Source organism: Actinopolymorpha alba DSM 45243 (genome assembly GCF_000373925.1).
GTDB lineage: Bacteria > Actinomycetota > Actinomycetes > Propionibacteriales > Actinopolymorphaceae > Actinopolymorpha > Actinopolymorpha alba.
In genome coordinates this window covers 14,336-34,132 of sequence record NZ_KB892750.1, presented here as the reverse complement: position 1 = coordinate 34,132, position 19,797 = coordinate 14,336, and the positions used below count along the sequence as shown (strand labels likewise).

Genomic DNA, 19,797 nt, shown 5'->3' with positions numbered 1-19,797 from the left:
TGCCGGTTTAACGTCGACGGCATGGACAACCCGCGGTGGGCCGGATGAGGGCAGAACGCGCCACGCCGCACACCGTCCGATCGTGGGCGCCGTTCCGTCGCCGGGCGTTCTTCTGGCTCTGGCTGGGGGTGGTGATCTCCAGCGTCGGGACGTGGGCGCAGACCGTGGGTGCGCAGTGGTTGTTCGTGAACGACCCGCGAGCGGCCACGATCGTGCCGCTGGTGCAGACCGCGAGCACGCTGCCGATGATGCTGCTCGCGCTTCCCGCTGGGGCACTGGCGGATGCGTTCGACCGGCGCGGGCTGCTGTTCGTCGTCCAGGTGTACTTCATCGGGGTCGCGGTCCTGCTCGCCGTACTCACCGCGCTGGGGATGATGCCGCCGGCGCTGTTGCTGACGTTCACGTTCCTGGTCGGGGCCGGCCAGGCGATGTCGTCGCCCACCTGGCAGGCCCTGATCACCGAACTTGTGCCGCGGAACGAGCTGGCAGCCGCGACCCGGCTGGACATGGTCAGCGTCAACGTCGCCCGAGCCGCCGGGCCGGCCCTGGCCGGATTCGTGATCGCCTACTGGGGTGTCCCACCCGTCTTCGCTCTGAATGCCGTCGCCACTACCGTCCTCGCCGTCGTCCTGCTCGCCTGGCGCCGGCCCAGGGTCACCAGGGGTGAGCGCGAACGGTTCATCCCCGCCCTGCGGGCCGGTAGCCGTTACGTACGACACGAACCGGTCGTCCGAACGATCCTGCTCCGCTTCGCCACCTTCGTCTTTCCTGCCGGCGCGGTGTGGGCGCTGCTGCCGCTGATCGCGAGCCGACAGCTCGGACTCGCGGCCGACGGCTACGGAGTCCTGTTCGCGGCACTCGGCGTCGGTGCCGTTGTCGGCGCGCTCGGGCTCGGCCGAGTCAAGCAACGGCTGTCGTCGAACACCGTGCTCGCTGTGGCCGGGGCGGCGTTCGCACTCGCCTTCGCCGCTGTCGCCGTCACCTCCTCGATGTCTGTGGCGATGCCGCTGCTCGTGGTGTGTGGAATCGGTTGGACGGCGACCGTGGCCACTGTCATCTCCGAGCTGCAGCTGTTCCTGCCCGGCTGGGTCCGTGCCCGGGTGATCGCGGTCTACCTCATGGTGTTCCTTGGTACCCAAGCTGTCGCCGCCCCGATCTGGGGGCTGGTCACCCAACTCACCAGCCTGAGAGTGGCGCTGCTCGCGGCGGCCGCCCTCGTCGGGTTCAGCGCCGCGGCCGGTCGCGTCCTCCGGGTGCCCGACAGCCACCAGCTCGACCGCTCGCCGCTCGCGTACTGGGACACCCCCCGCCTCGCTGTCGATCCCGACCCGACCGTCGGCCCGGTCGTGGTGTCCATTCAGTACGAAGTCGACGACGACCACCAGCCCGCCTTCCTCGCCGCCATGCGGGCAATGCGTCGATCGAGGCTTCGCAGCGGCGCGACCCGGTGGCGCCTCTACCGGGTCGGCGAGGACGTCCGTCTGTTCATCGAGCAGTTCGAAGTGTCCACCTGGCAGGAACACCAACGCCAACACGACGGACGTCTCACTGCCGAAGACAAGGCCATCGAGGACGCCGCCTTCTCTCACATCGCCGGGACCCCGCGTACCCACCATCTGCTGCCCTCAACGCCCGAGTGACGAAAGCCGCGCCCGCCTGCGGTAAGGATCTGCCTGACTCCGGACATTCATGAGGTATGAGGGGCGGATCTGTGGCGGACCGGAAGGCGGAGGCGCGGTTCATCGGGCTCTACCGCGACAACTACGGCCGCGTGCTCCGGTTCGTGATGCGGCGGGTCGGCGACGAGAGCGAGGCGGAGGACCTCGCCGCCGAGGTCTTCAAGATCGCGTGGGCGCGGACCGTTGACGGGTCCTCCCCGTTGTCGCCTGGTTGGCTGTTCGTGACGGCGCAGAATCTGCTCAGAAACCATCACCGATCGCTGTTCCGCTCGGAGCGGTTGCTCCAAGCGGCTGAAGCGGAGTTGAAGACCCGCCAGACGACTCCGTCCTCGGTGGAGATCGTGCAAGCCGTCGTGTCCAGTCTCGACGAGCATCACCGACAGGTCCTTGTACTGGCGTACTGGGACGGGTTGAGCGCACGGGAGATCGCCGAGGTCATGCAGGTGTCGGTGTCCGCCGTGTGGGTCAGGATGCACCGGGCACGTCGCGCCTTTCGTGATTCCTTTCAAGGTCAGGTCGGGAGAACAGAATGACCACGATCAAGCGACTGATGCGTACCTCGAACCCGGTTCCCGGACCGTGGACGACCGAACTTTCGGAGCGTGCCCGCAATGAATTGAAGGAACTTGTGGAAACGACAGCCCAGGAACAAGCGCCGCGAACGGTTGCTCGCCGGCGACGCCTCGTCATGGTGCTGGCCGCGTCTTCGGCTGTGGTGGTAGCTGTCATCATCGGCTGGACAGCGATCCGGACCGGCGGCGGAGGCACCGCCGAGCCGCCGATGGTCGACGAGCCGGTCTACGAGAATTCGAGAGCTTTGGAGGATCGCGCCGACCTCATTCTGCGGGGAACTGTCGTCTCCACGCGGGAACAGGACAGCAATGGCTTTCCTGAGACCATCGCGAGAGTGGAAGTCGAGAAGGTGGCAAAGGGACAGGTCGCCGCGGGTCGGCAGATCGAGGTCGCGTACGTGACGCCAGGCTCGGGGCCCGAGACGCCGACTGGGATGTCCGTCGGTGGCCGGTACGTACTCCTGTTGGCTTCGTACACCGACGCTCCGGCCAGCCTGGTCAACACTTTTCAGGGGTACTACACGATCTCCGGCGGTCGAGCTGTCCCTGCTCCCGACAACGACGTGGCGCTGAGTCCGGCCGTGAAGCAGACGCTTGGCGTCCAGTAGGTGCCACGTGCCGCCGATGAGCCGACATCCTGCTTCCTCCAGACGAGCTCGAAAGCATCGCGTGATATCTCGAACGGCTCGAACTCGGCGACCTCCAAGGGCGCCTCGGCCAAGCAACCGTACTCATCCTCCGAGTGCCCCCAAGCGATCGTGCTCATCGCCGCGGGACTCGTCCCAACGGCGGCAGAAATAGCGCATCATGCGGCAACGATCCCACGCGAACGTCGGGTTAGGTGCGGATGGGGTGTTGGTTGATGTCGATCCAGGGTGGGGGTATGTATTCGGGTCTGCTGTTTGGTCCCATGCGGACTTGCCAGTCGCTGTTGTGGATGAGGTTGTGGTGGGCGCTGCATAACAGGACGCCGTTGTTGAGGTCGGTTCGGCCTCCGTCTACCCAATGGGTTATGTGATGTGCATCGCACCATTTGGCGGGGCGGTCGCAGCTTGGGAAGTTGCATTCCATGCCGTCGCGGATGCCTAGTGCGTGGCGTTGGGCGGCGGTGAAGAAGCGGGTGGTGCGGCCGAGGTCGAGTACTTGGCCTTTGCTGTTGAGGACGGCGGGAATGACGTCGGCGTCGCAGGCCAGCAGTCTCGCGGTCTCTGCGGAGATCTGTTCACCGCTGTCCAATGTNGCGTACCCGATTCCGGTGACGAGTTGGGCAAGCGTCATGGTGAGGATGATCTGCGGCCTCGTCCCACCACGCGTGGGCGCTTCACCGGCGGCGAGGGCAAGGTCGAGGAGTTCGACGAAGGCGTCGCCCAGGCGGCGGGAGGCGGTGCGGGTGTCGGGTGTCGGGTCCGTTCGCGTCGGTCTTTCGTGGTCTGGCTAGCGGGTCGAGGAGTGCTTTGAGGCGTGCCATCTCGTCAACGGGCAGTTGAATGCGGGCGCTGTGAAGTCCGGGCCCTGCTTGGGAGAACGTGATCGACCGCTTCTGCTCGGCCCGTTTGCGTTCCCGTTCCAACTGCTCACCCAGCCGCCGCTCAGCATCCTCCGGGGCGATCGCTTCGTACAGCTGGACCCCCAACTGCCGAAGCTCCTTCGGGTCATGTTGGGTTGCCAACTCCAGCAGGCGCCTCTCACCTTCCCGNTTGAGTTCGTCGCTGATGTCGTTGGGGAGCAGGTTGATCGACTCGCGGATGATTTTCGCGTGCAGGAGAGAGATCCTGCCCGCGGCAAGAGCTTGGCCGGTGGCTTGGAGGTTGGTCTCTAATGCCTTGGCGAGTTTGACGTCCGCGCCGATCGCGCCGGGGTGGAGGTGCAGCTTGTGCCGTAGCCACGCCGCGGTGGAGGTCGCTCCTGCTTGCGAGGCAAGCTCGTGGGTGTCGACGTCGTGGATGGTTCGGAGCCGAACCGCNTCGAACTTCCCAGCGAGCTTATGCGCCAGCTCCACAGCCTCGGCCAGATCAGCGTCCGTACACGACCAGGTTGGAAACCCCAGAATGTCGTCGAGCATGGAATCGACCGCACCCATCAAGCCCAACACCGGATGCGTGGGCGGGGAACCAGTCGTGACATCCATAGGTAGAACGCTATCGGCGACCACCGACAAAACCCCGCCCAAATGAGCCCATTCCAAGGCTCCCGGAAATGTAATTTTCTGTGGCTACGAGTAACCGATTGTGAACGGATCATTGGACCAATGAATGAACCGAATAATACTCCCCCGCAATGAGGGCAGCGTTCAGAGCCTTCTTGCTGCTGGGCTTACGTGCGATAGAGGGTGAAAGCGTCTCGATGGCGACCGCGGCGGCGCCACGCGCCAGCTACCATGGCCAACTCGATCGCGGGACCGGTCCGGTCGAAGACCGCCCTGACGGCGGGGTTCCGCATGGGCGGTCTTACAGTAACTGCCCCCGTCGAGCGTGGCCCTGCTCGAGGCAGTCCTCGATTCGGCAACCAGCGACTCCAAGGTCGCCGTCGTGGAGAACCAATGAATCCGCTTGCTAAGCGAGGAATCTTCTGACAGTGTCTCTCTCCGTGTCCGCCGTGGATGATCTGCCGAGCGATGCCGCTCAGCGTCCCCTTGTGCGGGCGGCCGGGCTGGTGAAGGAGTTCCGCCGGGTCAAGCGGGTTAGCGGCCGCCTGGGCGGGCTGCGCACGCTCTTCAGCCGGGACTATGACGTGATCCGGGCTGTGAACGACGTGTCTTTCGACATTCACAGCGGCGAGCTGGTCGGGTATCTCGGACCCAACGGTGCCGGGAAGTCGACGACGATCAAGATGCTCACAGGGATTCTCACGCCCACCGCCGGCGCGGTGTCAGTCGCGGACCGCGATCCATCGCGTGAACGCAAGGCGAACGCACTCAACATCGGTGTCGTCTTCGGGCAGCGCAGCCAACTGTGGTGGGATCTGCCGCTGCGCGAGTCGTTTCGCGCGGTGCGCGACCTCTATGGCGTACCAACAATGGAGGGCGACCGCAGACAGCACGAGCTCGTGAAGCTCCTCGACATGGACGAATTCCTCGACGCGCCGGTACGCCAACTCTCGTTGGGACAGCGGATGCGTGGTGACATCGCCGCGGCCATGCTCTACCAACCACGGCTGCTCTACCTCGACGAGCCGACCGTTGGGCTGGATGTGGTCGCGAAGCAACGCATTCGCGAGTTCATCGCACACGTGAACGCCGAACGCGGAACCACCGTCGTCCTCACGACCCACGATCTCGAGGACGTCGAACAGTTGTGCCGCCGCATCGTCCTCATCGACCACGGCAGGGTTCTCTACGACGGCGCCCTGACTGAACTCATGGCCCGCTACGCGCCATACCGCGACCTGGTTGTCACGCTAGCCAGTCCGGCAGATGTCGCGGTCAACGGCGCGGAGCAGATCGGCCGGGATGGTCCGGTCGTGACCCTGCGGTTTCGGTCTGATCGGGTGAAAGCACCGGAGATCATCGGGGCGGTCACCGCGGCACACGAGGTCGTCGACCTTTCTGTCGCCGAGCCGCGCCTCGAGGCGGTCATTGGTCGTATCTACACCCAGCGAGGTTTGCCGGAGAGTCCGGCATGACACTGGTGCGGCAGGTGCTGAGCCAGGTGCGGATCGGCTGCCTCACGCCGTGGGCGTATCGGGCGTCCATGCTGCTTTCGTTCCTGGTTCTTGCGCTTCAGGTTGCGCTCTTCAGCGTGGTGTGGCGTGCCATCTACGCGGGTCACAGCGGGCCGGTCGCAGGTGTCGACGTCGATACGGCGGTCGGCTATGCCGTGCTGAGTCTCACCGTCGCTACCGTCCTCAACACCTCGCCGTACAGCTCCATCGAATCACGCGTACGAGACGGCCTCATTGGGGTAGACCTGACCCGCCCGATCGGCCTCCTCACCCAGAGCCTTGCGGTCCAGGCAGGCTATGTCGTCGCCACTTTGCCAGCCGCCGCGGTCGGTCTCGGCACGGGACTGGCCGTGCGGGGACTCGCGCCTCCCCCTGACGTTAGCGACACGGTCCGCTTCGCGGTCAGTCTGCTTCTCGCATTCGGGGTCTCCCAACTGATCACCTTGCTGATGTCGCTCACCTCGTTCTGGACGTTGGAAGTGGGCGGCGTGGGCATGGCGTTCTTCGTCGTACGCACGTTCATGTCAGGCGCCGTCGTACCGCTGTGGTTCATGCCCGACTGGCTGCAGGCGATCGCCGTTGCCCTGCCGTTCCAAGCGTCGACGTACACACCGATCGCGGTCTATTTTGGACGGCCGCCGGGCGGCTTTGTCAGCGCCGTCGGCCTGCAGGCACTGTGGATAGTCATCCTGACTGGGCTCTGCCTGTGGCTGTGGTCGCGAGCGAAGCATCGGGTGGTTGTTCAGGGTGGCTGAGCTCACCAAACCGCCCTCGGCGATGCGCCAGTACGCCATCCTGCTGCGCGTCGGTCTCGCGTCCGCGATGCAATACCGTGCGGATTTCGTGATGACCGCGGTCGGGGCCATCTGCTACGAAGCGGTGTCATTGGCCTTCGTCGGAGTCATCGTGTATGCGTTCGGCAGCATCGGCGGATGGAGCCTTGTTGAGGTCGCCTTCGTGTACGGGATCCGATCCATGGGCCACGCACTGCACGGGATTCTTTCCGGCCAGCTGTGGACAGCCGATGGCGTGGTGCGCCGCGGGGAGTTCGACCGATACCTGTTGCGACCGGTCAACCCGCTGATTCAGTTGCTGGCCCGTCGATTCCAGGTGACTGCGGTGGGCGACATCGTGTTCGGCGCCGTGGTCCTGGCCGTTACCGCGGTGGCCGCCCCGATTTCGTGGTCCCTCGCCTCGGTCGTGTTCCTCATTGCTGCCGTCATTGGCAGCGCGCTTGTCGAGTCCGCGGTCATGCTGGCGATAGCGTCGCTGACCTTCCGGCTGCTTGCCAGCTCCCCCATTCTCAGCGTGGCCGACACGGTCTTCGTGACGTTCGGGCCTTATCCACTCAGCGTGTTGCCGCGGACGGTGGCGCACCTGCTGACGTTCGTGTTGCCGCTGGCGTACGCGGCCTTCTTTCCGGCCGCAGTGCTACTCGATCGAACGACCGAGCTGTTCGTGCCGACCTGGCTGGCGTTCGCATCTCCAGTGGTTGGGCTGTTGCTCTATGCCGCAGCAGTGCTCTTCTTTCATCGGCAGATGCGGCACTACTCCAGCCCCGGCCACTAACTGGCGAGGGCGGATTCGTCAGGTCGGACTTTGACGGACCCCTGACCGGTCGCTGGAGGTGGCGTCGGTCCCGTGCGTAACGATGAGATCGTTGGGCGAACAGCCGAAGATGTCACACAATGCCGCAAGAGTAGGAAGTGAAAGACGGGTGGGGTTGTGGTTGACCAATCGCCAGGCAGCGACGGCGGACAACCTGACTCCTCGCGCGGTCAGTGGTTTCAGGAGTTCGGTCGCGGCGACCATCTCGTGTGCCGCCATGACTTCTCGAAGTTTCCATTGATAACCGATGGAGCGGGAACGGCTGGTCATTCGCGTTCCCCGAAAGCACTAAGCGAGATCACGTCATTACCCTATGACCTTCACGCAAGAATGAAGACTTCGATAGGTTCACCCGCCGATGGACTCGTCAACGACTGCGAAAACCTTGCATTCATACTCGAAGTGCGGGTGTCGTCCACAGTTGTGGCAGGCATCGCGCTGGGTCATGGCGTTAGCAGGTTCCACGGCGCCGGCGGGCGAGAGCTGAGGAACTGGAAGACGTGGATGAGCCGCGCCAGAGGCTGCGCGCTCCAGTGAGAAGCGTGACTCGGTGGACGGTCTACACCAAGTGCCCAGTTCAGGTGGTGCCAGATGATCTGTGCGGCCATCCCTTCCGGCTCCGCGGTGGGGCGCTCGTTGAGATAGCCCTCGAGGGTGGCGGGCAGGTGCCACAAAGGGACCTTGGCGAAGTCCACGGCTGGGTCTGCCCACGCTGCGTCGCCCCAATCGATGAGGGCAACCAGGGTTAGGTCGGTCGGATCAACGAGGACGTTCTGAGGGGCTACGTCGCCGTGGATGAGCGTTGGGGTTATCGCCTGGGTCAGATGGGGCTCGAGGCGCTGGAAGAGACTTCGGAGCCAGTCGGCGTTCTGCTGATTGATGAGGCCGGCGGCAACCAGTTGTTCGATGGCCGGGAACGGGCTGGTCTGTGGGTCCGGTTCGACGAGGTCGGGTGGGCTGCTGAGGTCCGAGGAATGTAATCTCGCCAGCTGCCGACCGACCTCACGATAGGACTTGGCCAAAGCATCGGCCGGCTCGTCGATCGTGTCGAGATCAGCGCCGGCGACTCGGGTGATCACCATGTGCGGTACATCCCGGCTGTCCTTGTCGGCACAGGATCCGTCGAACAGCAAGAGCTCCGGAGTGGCGACGCCGAGCGTCCTGGCCACTGGGATGACCATTGCCTCTCGGCACAGGTCCCGTTTGGTGTCTTGGTGCGCAATCCGTAGTACGAGCTGATCGCCGAGGAAGTACACGTCGTTCGCCACCCCTTGGCGTGCGGCTGGCGTAACCGCAGCAGCTGGCACGCCGTATGTCTCGGCGATCGCAACTGCCTTCGAGTATGTCGTGACGGTGGTTCGCGTCACAGATAGTCCTTACTTGGTCTCATGTGGTGCCACCCCGGCGAACCACGATGTCGTGCACGGCGCAAGTATGCAGACGGTCGCGGTAGCGCACTCACCGCGGTTCGACCGCCACCTCCGCGGGCTCGGCGACCCGGCGGCGGGCGACAACGGCATACAGCAGCGCCGCTACGACAATCGTGAGCGGAAATGCCGTACCCACAAGGAGGCCGATCCGGAGTCCGGAGCCATCGTCGTCGGGGAGTACGCCGGCAAGATCGTGCAGGACCCCGTTGGTCCCAGCGGAAACGTCCGCGACAGCTCCGGCGATCCACGGCCCGCCCGCGCCGCCGGCATCACCGAATACGGCCAGGATTCCAAACATCGCGGCTCCACCGAACGGGAATCGCGCAGCGGCCAAGCTGAACGTCCCCGGCCACAACAGGCTCACCGCCAGCCCGCACACCGCACATCCGACGAGGCTGATCACGGGATGCTGCGAGAGTACGGCGACCAGGTAGCACACGGTCGCGAGCACACCGCAACCCGCCAGGGCGGGCACCAGCGGAACCCTCTCGCCCCATAGCCCGTACGCGATCCGTCCGATGCCCATGAGCACCGCGAACAGACACGGCCCGGCCAGGTCTCCCCACACCTTCGACACGCCGAGGCCCTGCTCAGCGAACAGCGAAGACCACTGCGACATGGTCAGCTCCGCTGCGCCCGCACCCAACATCAGCACCATCGCGAGCGCGAATGTTGGCGCACCGAACAGCGCCCGAAGCGGCGTACGATGCTCGTCGGGCACCGTCGCTGGCAACGGTACGCGAAGGAATGCGAACAGGTTCACCAGTGGTACGAGCGCCCAGATCAGCGGCAGGACCTGCCACGATGCCTGCCCGATCTGCGCGAGCAGCACGGTCGTGACGGCGACGACACCCACCTGGCCCCAGCAGTAGAAGGAATGCAGGAGGCTCATCTGCGCCGCCTTGCCCTCCTGCGGACTAGGCAGGGCATCGACGACCGGACTCACCAGCACCTCGAGCAACCCACCGCCGACCGCGTACACAATGACGGCGCAACTGAGGCCGACGTACGGCGACGGCAGCACAGCCGGGGCAACGGCGAGCATCACCAGCCCCAGCGCAGCGAGGATGTGGGCCAGCACCAGCAGCCCGCGATAGCCGACGCGGTCCACCACTTTGACGGCGACGATGTCCGTGAGCAGTTGGGTGGCGAAGTTCAGCAGCACCAGGCGGCCCAGCATCTCCAGCGGCACGGCGTACCGCGTCTGGAAGACGATGAACAACAGGGGCGCGAGGTTGTTGACGATTGCCTGGGTGATGTAGCCGGTGTAGCAGGCGCGACGGGTGGAGTTGAAGGTCATGGCACCCGCGGCTGGACGGCGCCCTCGCAGCTGCCGGTCTGGGGTTGTTTGGCGTCGACGACGAGCGTGTGCCGCAGGTCGTTGTAGCCGGTCCGCGGCTGCCAGACCCCCTGATTGGCAAGCTGGATGGCGTACGCCGCGTTGTAGCTGGTCTGGGTTCCGGGAAGCGGTGCCTGTGAGCGAAGCGACGGCGCGGGGTCCGGGAGGTTGAGCAGCAGCTGGTATCGGCCGGGCGGGAGGGCGGCGCAGGCCCGCACGGACAGGTTGGCCGTCGTACCAGCCTCCCAACGCCTGGGGTCGGCCTTCACCGAGAAGGCGTACGAACGCCGCTCGCCCTGGAGAACAAGCTCGACTCCCCGCCGACTGAACGGCGCGGCCCATCCGTCGTTGCGCAAGGCGAGGTTGACGGTGAACGACCTGCCCGGCCGCACGCCGTCGGTGAAACTCCCCTGGGTCAGCCGGAACCGATAACCCAACCGGCGCTTCGCTTCGACGAGGCCCTCACCCCAGCTATTCAGTACGGCACGGTTGTAGTCGGCGTTGAGATAGCTGTAGTGGTAGCGGGCCAGCTCCGCCGCTGCGGACGGCCATTCCGACCGCGGCGGATTGACATTGCAGGTCTCACCTCCAGCCGGGACGAACCTCGTCTCCTGCGCGAGGTACTCCTGGTCGAGGGTGATCGGATCCGACAAGAACGTGCCGAAGTCGTCGGGGCTGGCCAGGAAGCAGTCGTTGTGATGGCCGATCCTGGCGGCCGGACCGCCGGTGAACGCCTCCTCCGCGGTGAGCGCACCCTCCACACCGCTGGGCCGGCCCAATGCCTTCTGCTTCATCTGCATGGTGCGTACCTGGATCATCCGGTCCGCCGGCAGCGCCTTGAGGAGCGCGAGGTAAACCTCCCGCCGGTTCGCCCAGTCCTGCTCGGTCACCGTTCCCGGATCGCTCGGGTCAGCCACGAAGTGATCGGTGTAATAACCCTCGCCCCACAGCCCGATGAACCCGGCCTGCACCACCTCGATGACATCTGCGTTGCCACGCAGGACCGGCGCGAGCTGGGCGATGTGCTTGAGCACCCGGGACTTCGGCGCATCGCCGTACGGCGGCTGGTAAGGCCAGTCATCGCGCGGCTGCGCATAGGCGAAACGCAGGATCAGCTTGACACCCGCGGCCCGGGCGGACGCGAAGTCAGCGCGCATCAGGTCGAGATAGCGTGAATCGATCCGGTCGGTGGTGGCGAACTTCTCCAGATAGAAGACCCGCAGGACCTGCGTGACCTTGTCCTGCTCCCGCCACGTCCGCAAGGTCGCGGCGTCCAGCGGCGCATACCCAGAACCATCAGGCCTGTAATGGGTTTCGGTGTGGTGGTAGAAGCCGCGCTGCGGGTTGGCCAGCACCTCATCGCTCGGTGCGTACGTGCGGACAGCGCCGTCAGCGGTGGTCCGCGCCGGCGAGGTCGACGGCGGCGCGCTCGCCGACGTGCCCGCCGCACCAGCGAATACCAGCGCCGGGACCAACGCCGCAAAGACAACCAGCCGCCTCAAGACCCGCTCCCCTCCGCCCCTGGCCGGGCACGTGGATCCGCATCAGGACCAGGGTCACCGCACACCCGACCCCGCATCCTAGGATGCGCTTTCAGGCCATCACAATGGCACCGCCCTGGCAGGTGTCAGGATCCGGCCGTTCTCACCTCCGCCCCACGAAACACCGGAGAGGAAGCACGTGAACACCATCCCGGCTCTGTTTGGTCCGTACGGCAGCGCTGCCGTGGAATTCATTGACCAGTTTGAGCGATACGGCGCGAATGCCCTGTGGTTTCACGGCTTCGACCCCACCGCGTTCGAGGCCTGCCAGAAGCATCAGCTTTCCGCGTGCGTGGAGCTCAAGACCTTCCGGGCCGACTTTGCTTCCCATCCGGAACTCATCCCCATCGGCGCGGACGGTCACCCGATCCGCTACGGCGAGTTGGTACAAGGCGTCTGCCTTTCTCAGACGGCGTTCCTGGAGGAGATCGAAGCCGACCTCATCGACGCCCTGCGACAGTACGCACCTGCCGGCATCTGGCTGGACTACCTGACCTATGCGGGCTGGTTCGAAGTACCCGAGCCAGATCTGCAAGAGAGCTGTTTCTGCCCCGCCTGCATCGCCGACTTCTGTGAATCGACCGGCCTGGACGCGACCTCGCCGGACGAGATTCTCGGCACGGCTGCCGCGCAGTGGGAGCAGCACAAGTGCCAGCGTATCGCCGGCTTCGCCCGCCGATACGCGGACCTGATCCACGCCCACCTTCCCGAATGCATCGTGGGCGCGTACATGTGCCCTTGGCAGCCGCACGAGTTCGACCGGGCCAGCACGCGAATCTTCGCCCAGGACTACACCTTGCTCGCTCCGGCGATCGACGTGTTCACACCATTGATCTACTGCGCCAAAAGCGGCCGAGGTCCGGCCTGGGGACGTGAGTTTCTGGAGGCTTCGCCAGCCTTCATTCCGCACGATCGGCCGGTGCAACTCATCCTTGACGCGCTCGATTTTCCGGCCAGCTTGCACGAAACGGCCGCGTCCACCCACCCAAGCTGGGGATTGCAGATCTTTTCCGGCGCGCAGGTCTTCCGCGATCCGCAACCTGCTCTCGAGTTCGCGGCCGCGGTCGAACAGATCCGCGAGGCTCAGACGGGTTCGAGCCGGCCTTCGTAGAGCAGCACGACGGCGTGGTTGTCGTTGTACGGCGCGTTCTGGTAGATCGGGTCGCCGTCCGGCGGCCACTCCTTGACGCGTACGCCTTCGAGCGCGGCGTTGTTGCCGAGCCGTTCGAAGATCGGGATCTTCGGGAGCAGCTCGTTGAAGATCAACGCGAGCCTCGCGACCTTCGCCTTCTGCGCTTCGATGTCGAGGCCGGCGCCGGACTCCGCGAGGAGTTTCTGAATGTCGACCTTGCCGAAGGCCTCGGTGTTCTGAGTGAGTTCGAACGCCATACCGCGGCCGAGTTGGGCCGCCGTCCGGGGGATGTTCTGCGTAATGAGATCCTGCTCCAGGGCGAAGTAGGGGTGCGGACTTCCGACGCTCCACTGCTGGATCGCGAGCTCGAACTCCCCGGTCGGGATCAGCGGAACGACCTCGGGGTTGACGATCGCCTTCTCCTCGATCGCGAAGCCGAAATCGATCAGCTGTTCCATGACGTTCTGGGCCGCGCCGGCCCAGTCGAGCAGATCGCTGGGATAGAGGAGCTCGAACTTCGCGGGGCGGCCGTCTGGTGTCATCCAGCGCGAACCCGACTTCCGCCAGCCGGCTTCGACCAGCAACTGCTCGGCTTTCCCGGGGTTGTGTTCGTACCGCTCGAGCTTGGCGAGCTCCGCCTCGGTGAGCCATTCGCGCACCTGAATGTCGAAGAATCCGGCCATGAACTCTGACACCCGCGCCGACTCCCCCAGAGCCACCCTCGCCGCCTTGGCCCGGTCGATCGCGAAGGCGAGCGCCTGCCGCGCCTTGACGTCCTTGAACATCGGTACCTTGTCGAGGCTGAAGGTGATCGACGGTCCGGTGTAGGTGAGCGGCTTGAGGATGCGGAATCCGCCCTGCTCGAAGCGCTGCTGGGTCTCGAGGGGAAAGCCGTGCGTGGCGAAGTCAATGGTCTTGCTCAGGACCAGCGGTGTGATGTCGGCGGTCTCGCCCTTGTAGACGACGATCTGGTCGAACTTCACCTGCTTGGCGAGGACCCCGTTGTCCTGCTTTCGCAGGACGAGCCGCTTGTTGTCGTAGGCGTCGAAGTCGTAGCGGTACGGACCTGACGTGATCACCTCCGAAGCGTCGTCCTTGGGGTCCTTCGGACGCCAACTCTGCAGGTCGTCGCTCAGCTTGCCGCCTTCCGGCTCATCCATCGAACCGCCGGATTCGAAGAGTTCCTTCGCTCGCTGGGCCCACCTGCCGTAGATCCGCTCGGGAAAGACGTTCGCGCGGATGATGAACCGCTCAAGAACGTTGGCTGGGCTCTTCAGCTGAAACGTCACCTGATGCTCACCGGTCACCCGCATGGATTCGATGAACGTCCACTCCTGCAGGCGCATGATCCAGCGGCACCAGAACGTCGCCTCAACGTCCCTGGCCGTGATCGGATCGCCGGTGTTCCAGGTCAGGCCCTTGGCGACGTTGTAGACGAAAGTGCTCTCGTTGAACTCGAAGCTCTCGCACACCAGGTTGAGCCACTTTTCCTCAGCCCAATACCACAGGCCGCCGGGCGCGACGATGAGGTCGAGGTAGGCACCCAGGTCGACGCGGTTCTGGACGTCGGTGAAGAGGTTGAAGTGTCCACCTTCGGCCGGCATGAGGTAGGGCCAGCCGCCGTGGAACGCCTTGCCGTCATCGGTCGCGCTCGCCTTGGCAGCGTCGAGTCGGGTTTCGTCCCGGGCACACGCCGCCAGGCCGGAGACGCCGACCGCACCAAGACCGAGAATCTCGAGTACGCGACGACGGGAGATATCCCGATCGAACGCACCCAAGGGACCCGTTGTCGACGCCATACCAGTGCCGTCCTCTCCAGCCAGAGACTCAGAGCGCGCCAAATCTACGCGATCCGGATCAGGTCCGTGCGCCGAACCCAGATGTGCTTTCCGCATTCGAAAGGTGACGTTCTGTCGCGAGATGCGGAGATGATTGCCTGGCTTCCCGGCCTCTTGGGTTTACTTATTGCTCTCTCTCGGTGGGTTCGTCGACACTTAGCCCCGAAATACTTCTCGGGTACGTGAGGAGACCGCGCATGGGCGTGACCGGGAGCCAGTAGGTTGACGAGCACTTCGGCGCGGGGTGAGCGACCCAGGTAGGTCCGCAAGGCGTGACCACACCGCGATACGGGCCGTACCCACGGGCGCTCGCCGGGGACCGACTGTCAGGGGGTAGCTGCTGAGGAGGAATGGGCCGGATGAGTCGATGCGCCGACGCCGAGTGCACCGGTGAGGTCGAGGACGGCTACTGCAACGTCTGCGGCCTCGCGCCCGCGCAGGTGAGCGCGCGGGCGCAGCCTTCCCCTGCCTCCCCGCAGCCTGTGACGCCATCGGCACCGCCGGTTGTCGAGACGTCCGAAGCGCAGGTCCCGGCGACCGAGACCACGAACCCCGGGCTCTCGACGGCTTCGCACGCGCCCAGCGTCTCGAGCGGGTCGAGCCCCTCGACCCCATCGAGTCCGTCGACCCCATCCAGTCCGTCGAGTCCATCCAGTCCGTCGAGTCCATCAAGCCGCAGCACGTCCCTGGGGTCGCTCTCCACCCGGGTGAGTAGCCGGACGCGGACAGCCTCCAGCCGTACGTCGCGCTCCTCCAAACGTGGCACGCTCGGCGCGGGCCTGCTCGACGTCACGCCGGTGCCCGTCCGTGATCCCGCCGACGCGGTGCTCGACAAGCCGGAGGTCCGGGAGAAGGACCGCTTCTGCAGCGGCTGCAACGAACCCGTCGGCCGCAGCCGAGCAGGCGTGGCCGGCCGGCTGGAAGGCTACTGCCGCAAGTGCGGTCGCAGGTACTCCTTCGTCCCACGCCTGAAACCCGGCGACCTCGTGGGCGGCCAGTACGAAATGCTGGGGTGTCTGGCGTACGGCGGATTCGGCTGGATCTACCTCGCGCGCGACCGGAACGTGAACGACCGGTGGGTCGTCCTCAAGGGTCTGCTGAACGCCGGCGACACCGAGGCCATCATCGCCGCGGCGGCCGAGCGCGCGTTCCTGGCCGAGGTCGAGCACCCGAACATCGTCAAGATCTACAACTTCGTCCACCACTTCGACCCGTCGACGCAGTCGATGGTCGGCTACATCGTCATGGAGTACGTCGGTGGTCGCTCACTCAAGGACCGCCTCGTGGAGTTGCGTCAGGAGCAAGGCGACCACACGTCCATCCCGCTCGTCGAGGCCATCGCGTACACCCTCGAGGTGCTCAGGGCGTTCAGCTATCTGCACGATCGCGGCCTGCTCTACTGCGATTTCAAGCCGGAGAACGCCATCCAGTCAGAGGAGCAGCTGAAGCTCATCGACCTCGGTGGCGTCCGCCGCCTGGGTGACATGGGCGACGTCTACGGCAGCGTCGGCTACCAGGCGCCGGAGATCGCCAGTGAGGGTGCGACGATCCCGTCCGACCTCTACACCGTCGGCCGCACGCTGGCAGTTCTCAGCTTTCCGTTCAGGGGCTTCTCGACGAGACTCACCGACCGGCTCCCACCGCAGGAGGAAGTCCCGCTGCTCCAGCGGTACGACTCGCTGGATCGCTTCCTGCGACGCGCTACCCACACGGACGTGAGCGCGCGCTTCCAGGATGCCGCGGAGATGGCCGACCAGCTCACCGGAGTTCTGCGCGAGGTGCTGGCGTCCGAGGACGGTCAGCCCCGCCCCGGGCAGTCCCAGCTGTTCGGCGGCGAGACCGACCCGGCCGGCACTGAGATTCCTGGTCTGGAGGGGGCGCGCGGCCCGGCGCTCGGTGTTCTCGATCCCGTGCGGGCCGCGGCGGCACTGCCGGTGCCGCTGGTCGACAAGGCGGACCCGGCCGCACCGTTCCTCGCCGGCCTCACGACCCGCGATCCGCGCGAGGTCCTGCCCGCACTTTTGGCGAGCCCGCTGCAGTCGCCCGAAGTCTCGTTGATGATGGCGCGCACCCACATCCAGCTCGACGATCTGGAGCGCGCCCGAGCGTTGCTCGCCGACGTCGCGGCGAAGCTGCCGGGCGACTGGAGGGTGTTCTGGTACGAATCTGTGGCCGCACTCGCCGGCCGCGAGTTCGGCGTCGCGGTGCAGCGCTTCGAAGACCTCTACTCCCTCTTGCCGGGCGAGGCGGCCACGAAGCTCGCCCTGGCCTTCGCCTACGAATGTGCCGGCGACCTGGCCGCGGCGGCCCGCCACTACGACACCGTCTGGCGTACGGACCACACCTATGTGAGCGCGGCGTTCGGACTGGCCCGGACCCTCGTCGCCCGGGAGGACCGCGACGGCGCGATCCGGGTGCTCAACTCGGTGTCCAACGTCTCCAGCCGCTACATCTCCGCCCAGGTGGCGGCCATCGCCTGCGGGGTACGCGGTCGACCACCGGCGAACCTCACCGAGCTCGACATCACCAGCGCAGCCGAACGTCTGGAGGCCCTCCAACTCGATGCCGTACGCCACAGCCTGCTCTCGATCGAGATCATCGATGCCGCCCGGGCCTATGTGCGGGCCGACCGACCGGTCCGACCCGGCGTCGGCGTGCTCGGTGCGCCGATGACCGATACCGGTCTGGGCCGCGCGCTCGACCGGATCTATCGCAGCCTGGCACACCACTCCCCCGACAAGGATGAGCGGCGCGAGTACGTCAACCTCGCGAACGCCGTACGACCGAGAACGTGGGTGTAGGTGTGCTGACCTGTCCGTCCTGCGAGATCCTCGTCCACGAGGACGATGGCTTCTGCGAAGGCTGCGGCTACCAACTGCTCCCCCGGCGGTCGCAGCCTCGTGACCACGTGGAGGTCGACCTGGGCAGTGTCGGTGGGATCACCAACCGCGGCCTGCACCACTACCGCAACGAGGACGCGCTGGGCGTCGTTGGCTACACGTTCGGTTTCAGGCGGGGAATCGCTGCCGTGGTCTGCGACGGCATCTCGAACTCTCCGCGTCCCGACGTCGCCGCCCAGACAGCCGCGGACGTCGGCTCGGAGGTACTCGTCCAACACCTCGAGGCCGGCTTCCGGCCGGACTTCGCGACCCAGGCCGCGGTGGCCAGCGCCGGGAGAGCGGTGGCAGCCCTCGCCACCTCGGCCGACGACGCGCCTGCCTGCACGTACGTCTCGGCCGTTGTAGCACCGGATTCGGTCACCGTCGGCTGGTTGGGCGACAGCCGGGCGTACTGGCTCGCGACCAATGAAAGTGCGCGCTCGATGGTGCTCACCGAGGACGACACCTTGCTCAACCACCTGTCCGAGTCGGGAGAGATGACTCGTGAGGAGGCGCAGCGGCAGCCGCAGGCCGGTGCCCTGGTCAAGTGGCTGGGCGCGGATGCCACGGACATCCAGCCCCGCATCGTGAGCTTCGGGCCCGGCACCCCAGGTGCCGTGCTGATCTGCAGTGACGGCCTGTGGAATTACCTTCCTCAAGCCGAAACCCTCGCCGCGGCCGTTCCTGACGCAGCCAAGGCGCCGATGGCGGCGGCGCGCACGTTGGTGAACATCGCGCTCGACGCTGGTGGTCATGACAACGTCACGGTGGTCGTGATTCCGTTCCCATCTGAGGGAGTGCACAGAAGATGAATGCTGAGTCCGGCTTCACGTTGAAGGTCTCCCAGAACAAGTTTCTCGTCGGTGGAGCCCGGGAGGTCAACGCCGTGGTGACCGTCGAGTCCACCGGGCTCGACGATGGGCCGGGCCAGGCGCCCGCCACCGAAGCGGTCGAGGTCATCATCCTGGACACCTCGGCCTCGATGGAGTGGCCGATCCTCAAGATCGTGGCCGCGCGGCAGGCCGCGATGAAGGCCGTGGACAACCTGCGGGACGGCGTTTCCTTCGCGGTAATCGCCGGCAACCACCTCGCCAGCATGGTCTATCCACGGGGCGAGCACACCGTCGAAGCCAACTGGAGTACGAAGATCGAGGCGAAGGCCGCGCTCGGCGGCCTGATCACCAGCGGCGGCACCGCGATGGGAACGTGGCTCCAACTCGCCGATCGACTGTTCGCCCCGCACAAGGACGCCATCCGGCATGCGATCTTGTTGACCGACGGCAAGAACGAGCACGAGACGCCGGAGCAGTTCGGCGAGACACTCGCGAAGGTCGCCGGGAGGTTCGTGTGTGACTGCCGCGGGATTGGTACTGACTGGGAGCCCGACGAGCTGCGACGGGTGTCGTCCGCCCTCCTCGGGACCGTCGACATCATCCCCGACCCCAATGACCTCGAAGCCGACTTCCGTGCGATGACCGAGCACGCGATGAACAAATCGGTCGCTGACGTCGGGTTGCGAATCTGGCGACCGCAGGCAGCCCGCCTGAAGTTCGTCAAGCAGGTGCTCCCGACCGTTGAGGACCTGACGCACCTGGGTGTGGAGTCCGGTCGCCTGATCCGCGACTTCCCGACCGGCTCATGGGGGAACGAAAGTCGTGACTACCACATCTGTATAGAGGTGCCGCCCGGCGAGGTAGGTCAGGAGATGCGGGCCGGGTGGGTACGCCTGGTCACGTCCGGAGATGCGCCCGAGGTCCTGGCGTCGGCCAACATCCTCGCGGAGTGGACCGACGAAGAGCGGTTCTACACCCAGATCGACGCTCAGGTCGCTCACTACACAGGACAGCAGGAGCTCGCGAATGTCATCCAGGCCGGCTTGCACGCCAAGCGGGCCGGTGACCTCGACACGGCGACGACCCGGTTCGGGCGGGCGGTCGCCCTGGCACGACAGACGGGGAACGAAGCCACCGCAGCACTCCTCGACAAAGTCGTCGACGTCATCGACTACGAGTCTGGAACAGTCCGGCTGAAGTCAATGGTCGAGAAGGTCGACGAGATGTCACTTGATACCAGATCGACTCGTACCGTGCGCACCCGCAAGGAGTGACATGCCGACGTG

Annotated in this window: 18 protein-coding genes; 10 read left to right on the top strand and 8 right to left on the bottom strand. The window is 65.6% G+C overall.

Going from position 1 to position 19,797, the window contains the following annotated elements:
- The first annotated feature begins 44 nt into the window (after positions 1–44).
- The 3 genes from B141_RS0114550 (at position 45) to B141_RS40685 (ending at position 2,859) form a co-directional block, all read left to right on the top strand.
- Positions 45–1,640: an MFS transporter gene (locus tag B141_RS0114550; protein ID WP_040421340.1), complete on the top strand. Its 1,596-nt coding sequence runs from the start codon at positions 45–47 to the stop codon at positions 1,638–1,640.
- Between the two features lie 71 nt (positions 1,641–1,711).
- Complete coding sequence (locus tag B141_RS40690) at positions 1,712–2,212, top strand: RNA polymerase sigma factor (protein WP_020575906.1); 501 nt, start codon at positions 1,712–1,714, stop codon at positions 2,210–2,212.
- Positions 2,209–2,859, top strand: a complete 651-nt coding sequence (locus B141_RS40685) for a hypothetical protein (protein WP_020575905.1) — start codon at positions 2,209–2,211, stop codon at positions 2,857–2,859. Before B141_RS40690 ends, B141_RS40685 begins: the two co-directional genes overlap by 4 nt.
- Positions 2,860–3,088: 229 nt before the next feature.
- On the opposite strand, the gene B141_RS52800 is transcribed toward B141_RS40685, so the two are convergent.
- Positions 3,089–3,622 (bottom strand): HNH endonuclease signature motif containing protein, encoded by a 534-nt coding sequence (locus B141_RS52800; protein WP_272944079.1) that lies wholly within the window; start codon positions 3,620–3,622, stop codon positions 3,089–3,091.
- Positions 3,573–4,313, bottom strand: coding sequence for a DUF222 domain-containing protein (locus B141_RS47435; protein ID WP_474775223.1), 741 nt, complete (start codon positions 4,311–4,313; stop codon positions 3,573–3,575). The genes B141_RS52800 and B141_RS47435 overlap by 50 nt, the downstream gene beginning before the upstream one ends.
- A 524-nt stretch (positions 4,314–4,837) precedes the next feature.
- On the opposite strand from B141_RS47435, the gene B141_RS0114520 reads away from it, so the two are divergent.
- From B141_RS0114520 to B141_RS0114510, 3 genes are read left to right on the top strand one after another with little or no spacing between them, the layout of a single operon-like run.
- Positions 4,838–5,872: an ABC transporter ATP-binding protein gene (locus tag B141_RS0114520; RefSeq protein ID WP_237742700.1), complete on the top strand. Its 1,035-nt coding sequence runs from the start codon at positions 4,838–4,840 to the stop codon at positions 5,870–5,872.
- A complete protein-coding gene (locus B141_RS0114515; protein WP_020575903.1) occupies positions 5,869–6,666 on the top strand; it encodes an ABC transporter permease in 798 nt (265 codons plus the stop codon). Before B141_RS0114520 ends, B141_RS0114515 begins: the two co-directional genes overlap by 4 nt.
- A complete protein-coding gene (locus B141_RS0114510) occupies positions 6,659–7,480 on the top strand; it encodes an ABC transporter permease (RefSeq protein ID WP_020575902.1) in 822 nt (273 codons plus the stop codon). The genes B141_RS0114515 and B141_RS0114510 overlap by 8 nt, the downstream gene beginning before the upstream one ends.
- Before the next feature lie 18 nt (positions 7,481–7,498).
- Here the strand turns inward: B141_RS0114510 and B141_RS52795 are convergent, their stop codons facing one another.
- From B141_RS52795 to B141_RS0114490, 4 genes are all read right to left on the bottom strand, one after another.
- Positions 7,499–7,789, bottom strand: a complete 291-nt coding sequence (locus B141_RS52795; RefSeq protein ID WP_026257220.1) for a helix-turn-helix domain-containing protein — start codon at positions 7,787–7,789, stop codon at positions 7,499–7,501.
- 173 nt (positions 7,790–7,962) lie between these two features.
- On the bottom strand, positions 7,963–8,886 hold the full coding sequence (locus tag B141_RS0114500) for an aminoglycoside phosphotransferase family protein (RefSeq protein WP_020575900.1): 924 nt from the start codon (positions 8,884–8,886) through the stop codon (positions 7,963–7,965).
- Between the two features lie 91 nt (positions 8,887–8,977).
- Positions 8,978–10,249, bottom strand: coding sequence for an MFS transporter (locus B141_RS0114495; RefSeq protein WP_020575899.1), 1,272 nt, complete (start codon positions 10,247–10,249; stop codon positions 8,978–8,980).
- Entirely contained in the window at positions 10,246–11,790 is a 1,545-nt protein-coding gene (locus tag B141_RS0114490; protein WP_020575898.1) for a DUF4832 domain-containing protein, read from the bottom strand. Before B141_RS0114490 ends, B141_RS0114495 begins: the two co-directional genes overlap by 4 nt.
- 178 nt (positions 11,791–11,968) lie before the next feature.
- Here B141_RS0114490 and B141_RS0114485 point away from each other — a divergent pair, with 178 nt between their 5' ends.
- Entirely contained in the window at positions 11,969–12,940 is a 972-nt protein-coding gene (locus B141_RS0114485) for a hypothetical protein (protein ID WP_020575897.1), read from the top strand.
- Here the strand turns inward: B141_RS0114485 and B141_RS0114480 are convergent.
- Together B141_RS0114480 and B141_RS51415 are read right to left on the bottom strand one after the other, a co-directional pair.
- Complete coding sequence (locus tag B141_RS0114480; RefSeq protein WP_020575896.1) at positions 12,913–14,760, bottom strand: ABC transporter substrate-binding protein; 1,848 nt, start codon at positions 14,758–14,760, stop codon at positions 12,913–12,915. The genes B141_RS0114485 and B141_RS0114480 overlap by 28 nt on opposite strands.
- A 445-nt stretch (positions 14,761–15,205) precedes the next feature.
- Positions 15,206–15,592 (bottom strand): hypothetical protein, encoded by a 387-nt coding sequence (locus B141_RS51415; RefSeq protein WP_237742704.1) that lies wholly within the window; start codon positions 15,590–15,592, stop codon positions 15,206–15,208.
- A 4-nt stretch (positions 15,593–15,596) separates the two neighbouring features.
- Between B141_RS51415 and B141_RS0114470 the strand changes: the two genes are divergently transcribed.
- Genes B141_RS0114470 through B141_RS0114460 form a run of 3 tightly spaced genes read left to right on the top strand, consistent with a single transcriptional unit; the run spans position 15,597 to position 19,785 of the window.
- The gene (locus B141_RS0114470; RefSeq protein WP_020575894.1) at positions 15,597–17,600 is read left to right on the top strand and encodes a serine/threonine-protein kinase; all 2,004 of its coding nucleotides are present in this window, start codon (positions 15,597–15,599) and stop codon (positions 17,598–17,600) included.
- On the top strand, positions 17,591–18,490 hold the full coding sequence (locus B141_RS40675) for a PP2C family protein-serine/threonine phosphatase (RefSeq protein WP_084678298.1): 900 nt from the start codon (positions 17,591–17,593) through the stop codon (positions 18,488–18,490). Before B141_RS0114470 ends, B141_RS40675 begins: the two co-directional genes overlap by 10 nt.
- Entirely contained in the window at positions 18,487–19,785 is a 1,299-nt protein-coding gene (locus tag B141_RS0114460; RefSeq protein ID WP_020575892.1) for a VWA domain-containing protein, read from the top strand. The genes B141_RS40675 and B141_RS0114460 overlap by 4 nt, the downstream gene beginning before the upstream one ends.
- Positions 19,786–19,797 lie beyond the last annotated feature (12 nt).

Coding starts and splice junctions, on each gene's coding strand:
- B141_RS0114550 (WP_040421340.1), top strand. CDS start 45: ATGAGGGCAGAACGCGCCACGCCGCACACCGTCCGATCGTGGGCGCCG.
- B141_RS40685 (WP_020575905.1), top strand. CDS start 2,209: ATGACCACGATCAAGCGACTGATGCGTACCTCGAACCCGGTTCCCGGA.
- B141_RS0114515 (WP_020575903.1), top strand. CDS start 5,869: ATGACACTGGTGCGGCAGGTGCTGAGCCAGGTGCGGATCGGCTGCCTC.
- B141_RS52795 (WP_026257220.1), bottom strand. CDS start 7,789: ATGACCAGCCGTTCCCGCTCCATCGGTTATCAATGGAAACTTCGAGAA.
- B141_RS0114495 (WP_020575899.1), bottom strand. CDS start 10,249: ATGACCTTCAACTCCACCCGTCGCGCCTGCTACACCGGCTACATCACC.
- B141_RS0114480 (WP_020575896.1), bottom strand. CDS start 14,760: ATGGCGTCGACAACGGGTCCCTTGGGTGCGTTCGATCGGGATATCTCC.
- B141_RS0114460 (WP_020575892.1), top strand. CDS start 18,487: ATGAATGCTGAGTCCGGCTTCACGTTGAAGGTCTCCCAGAACAAGTTT.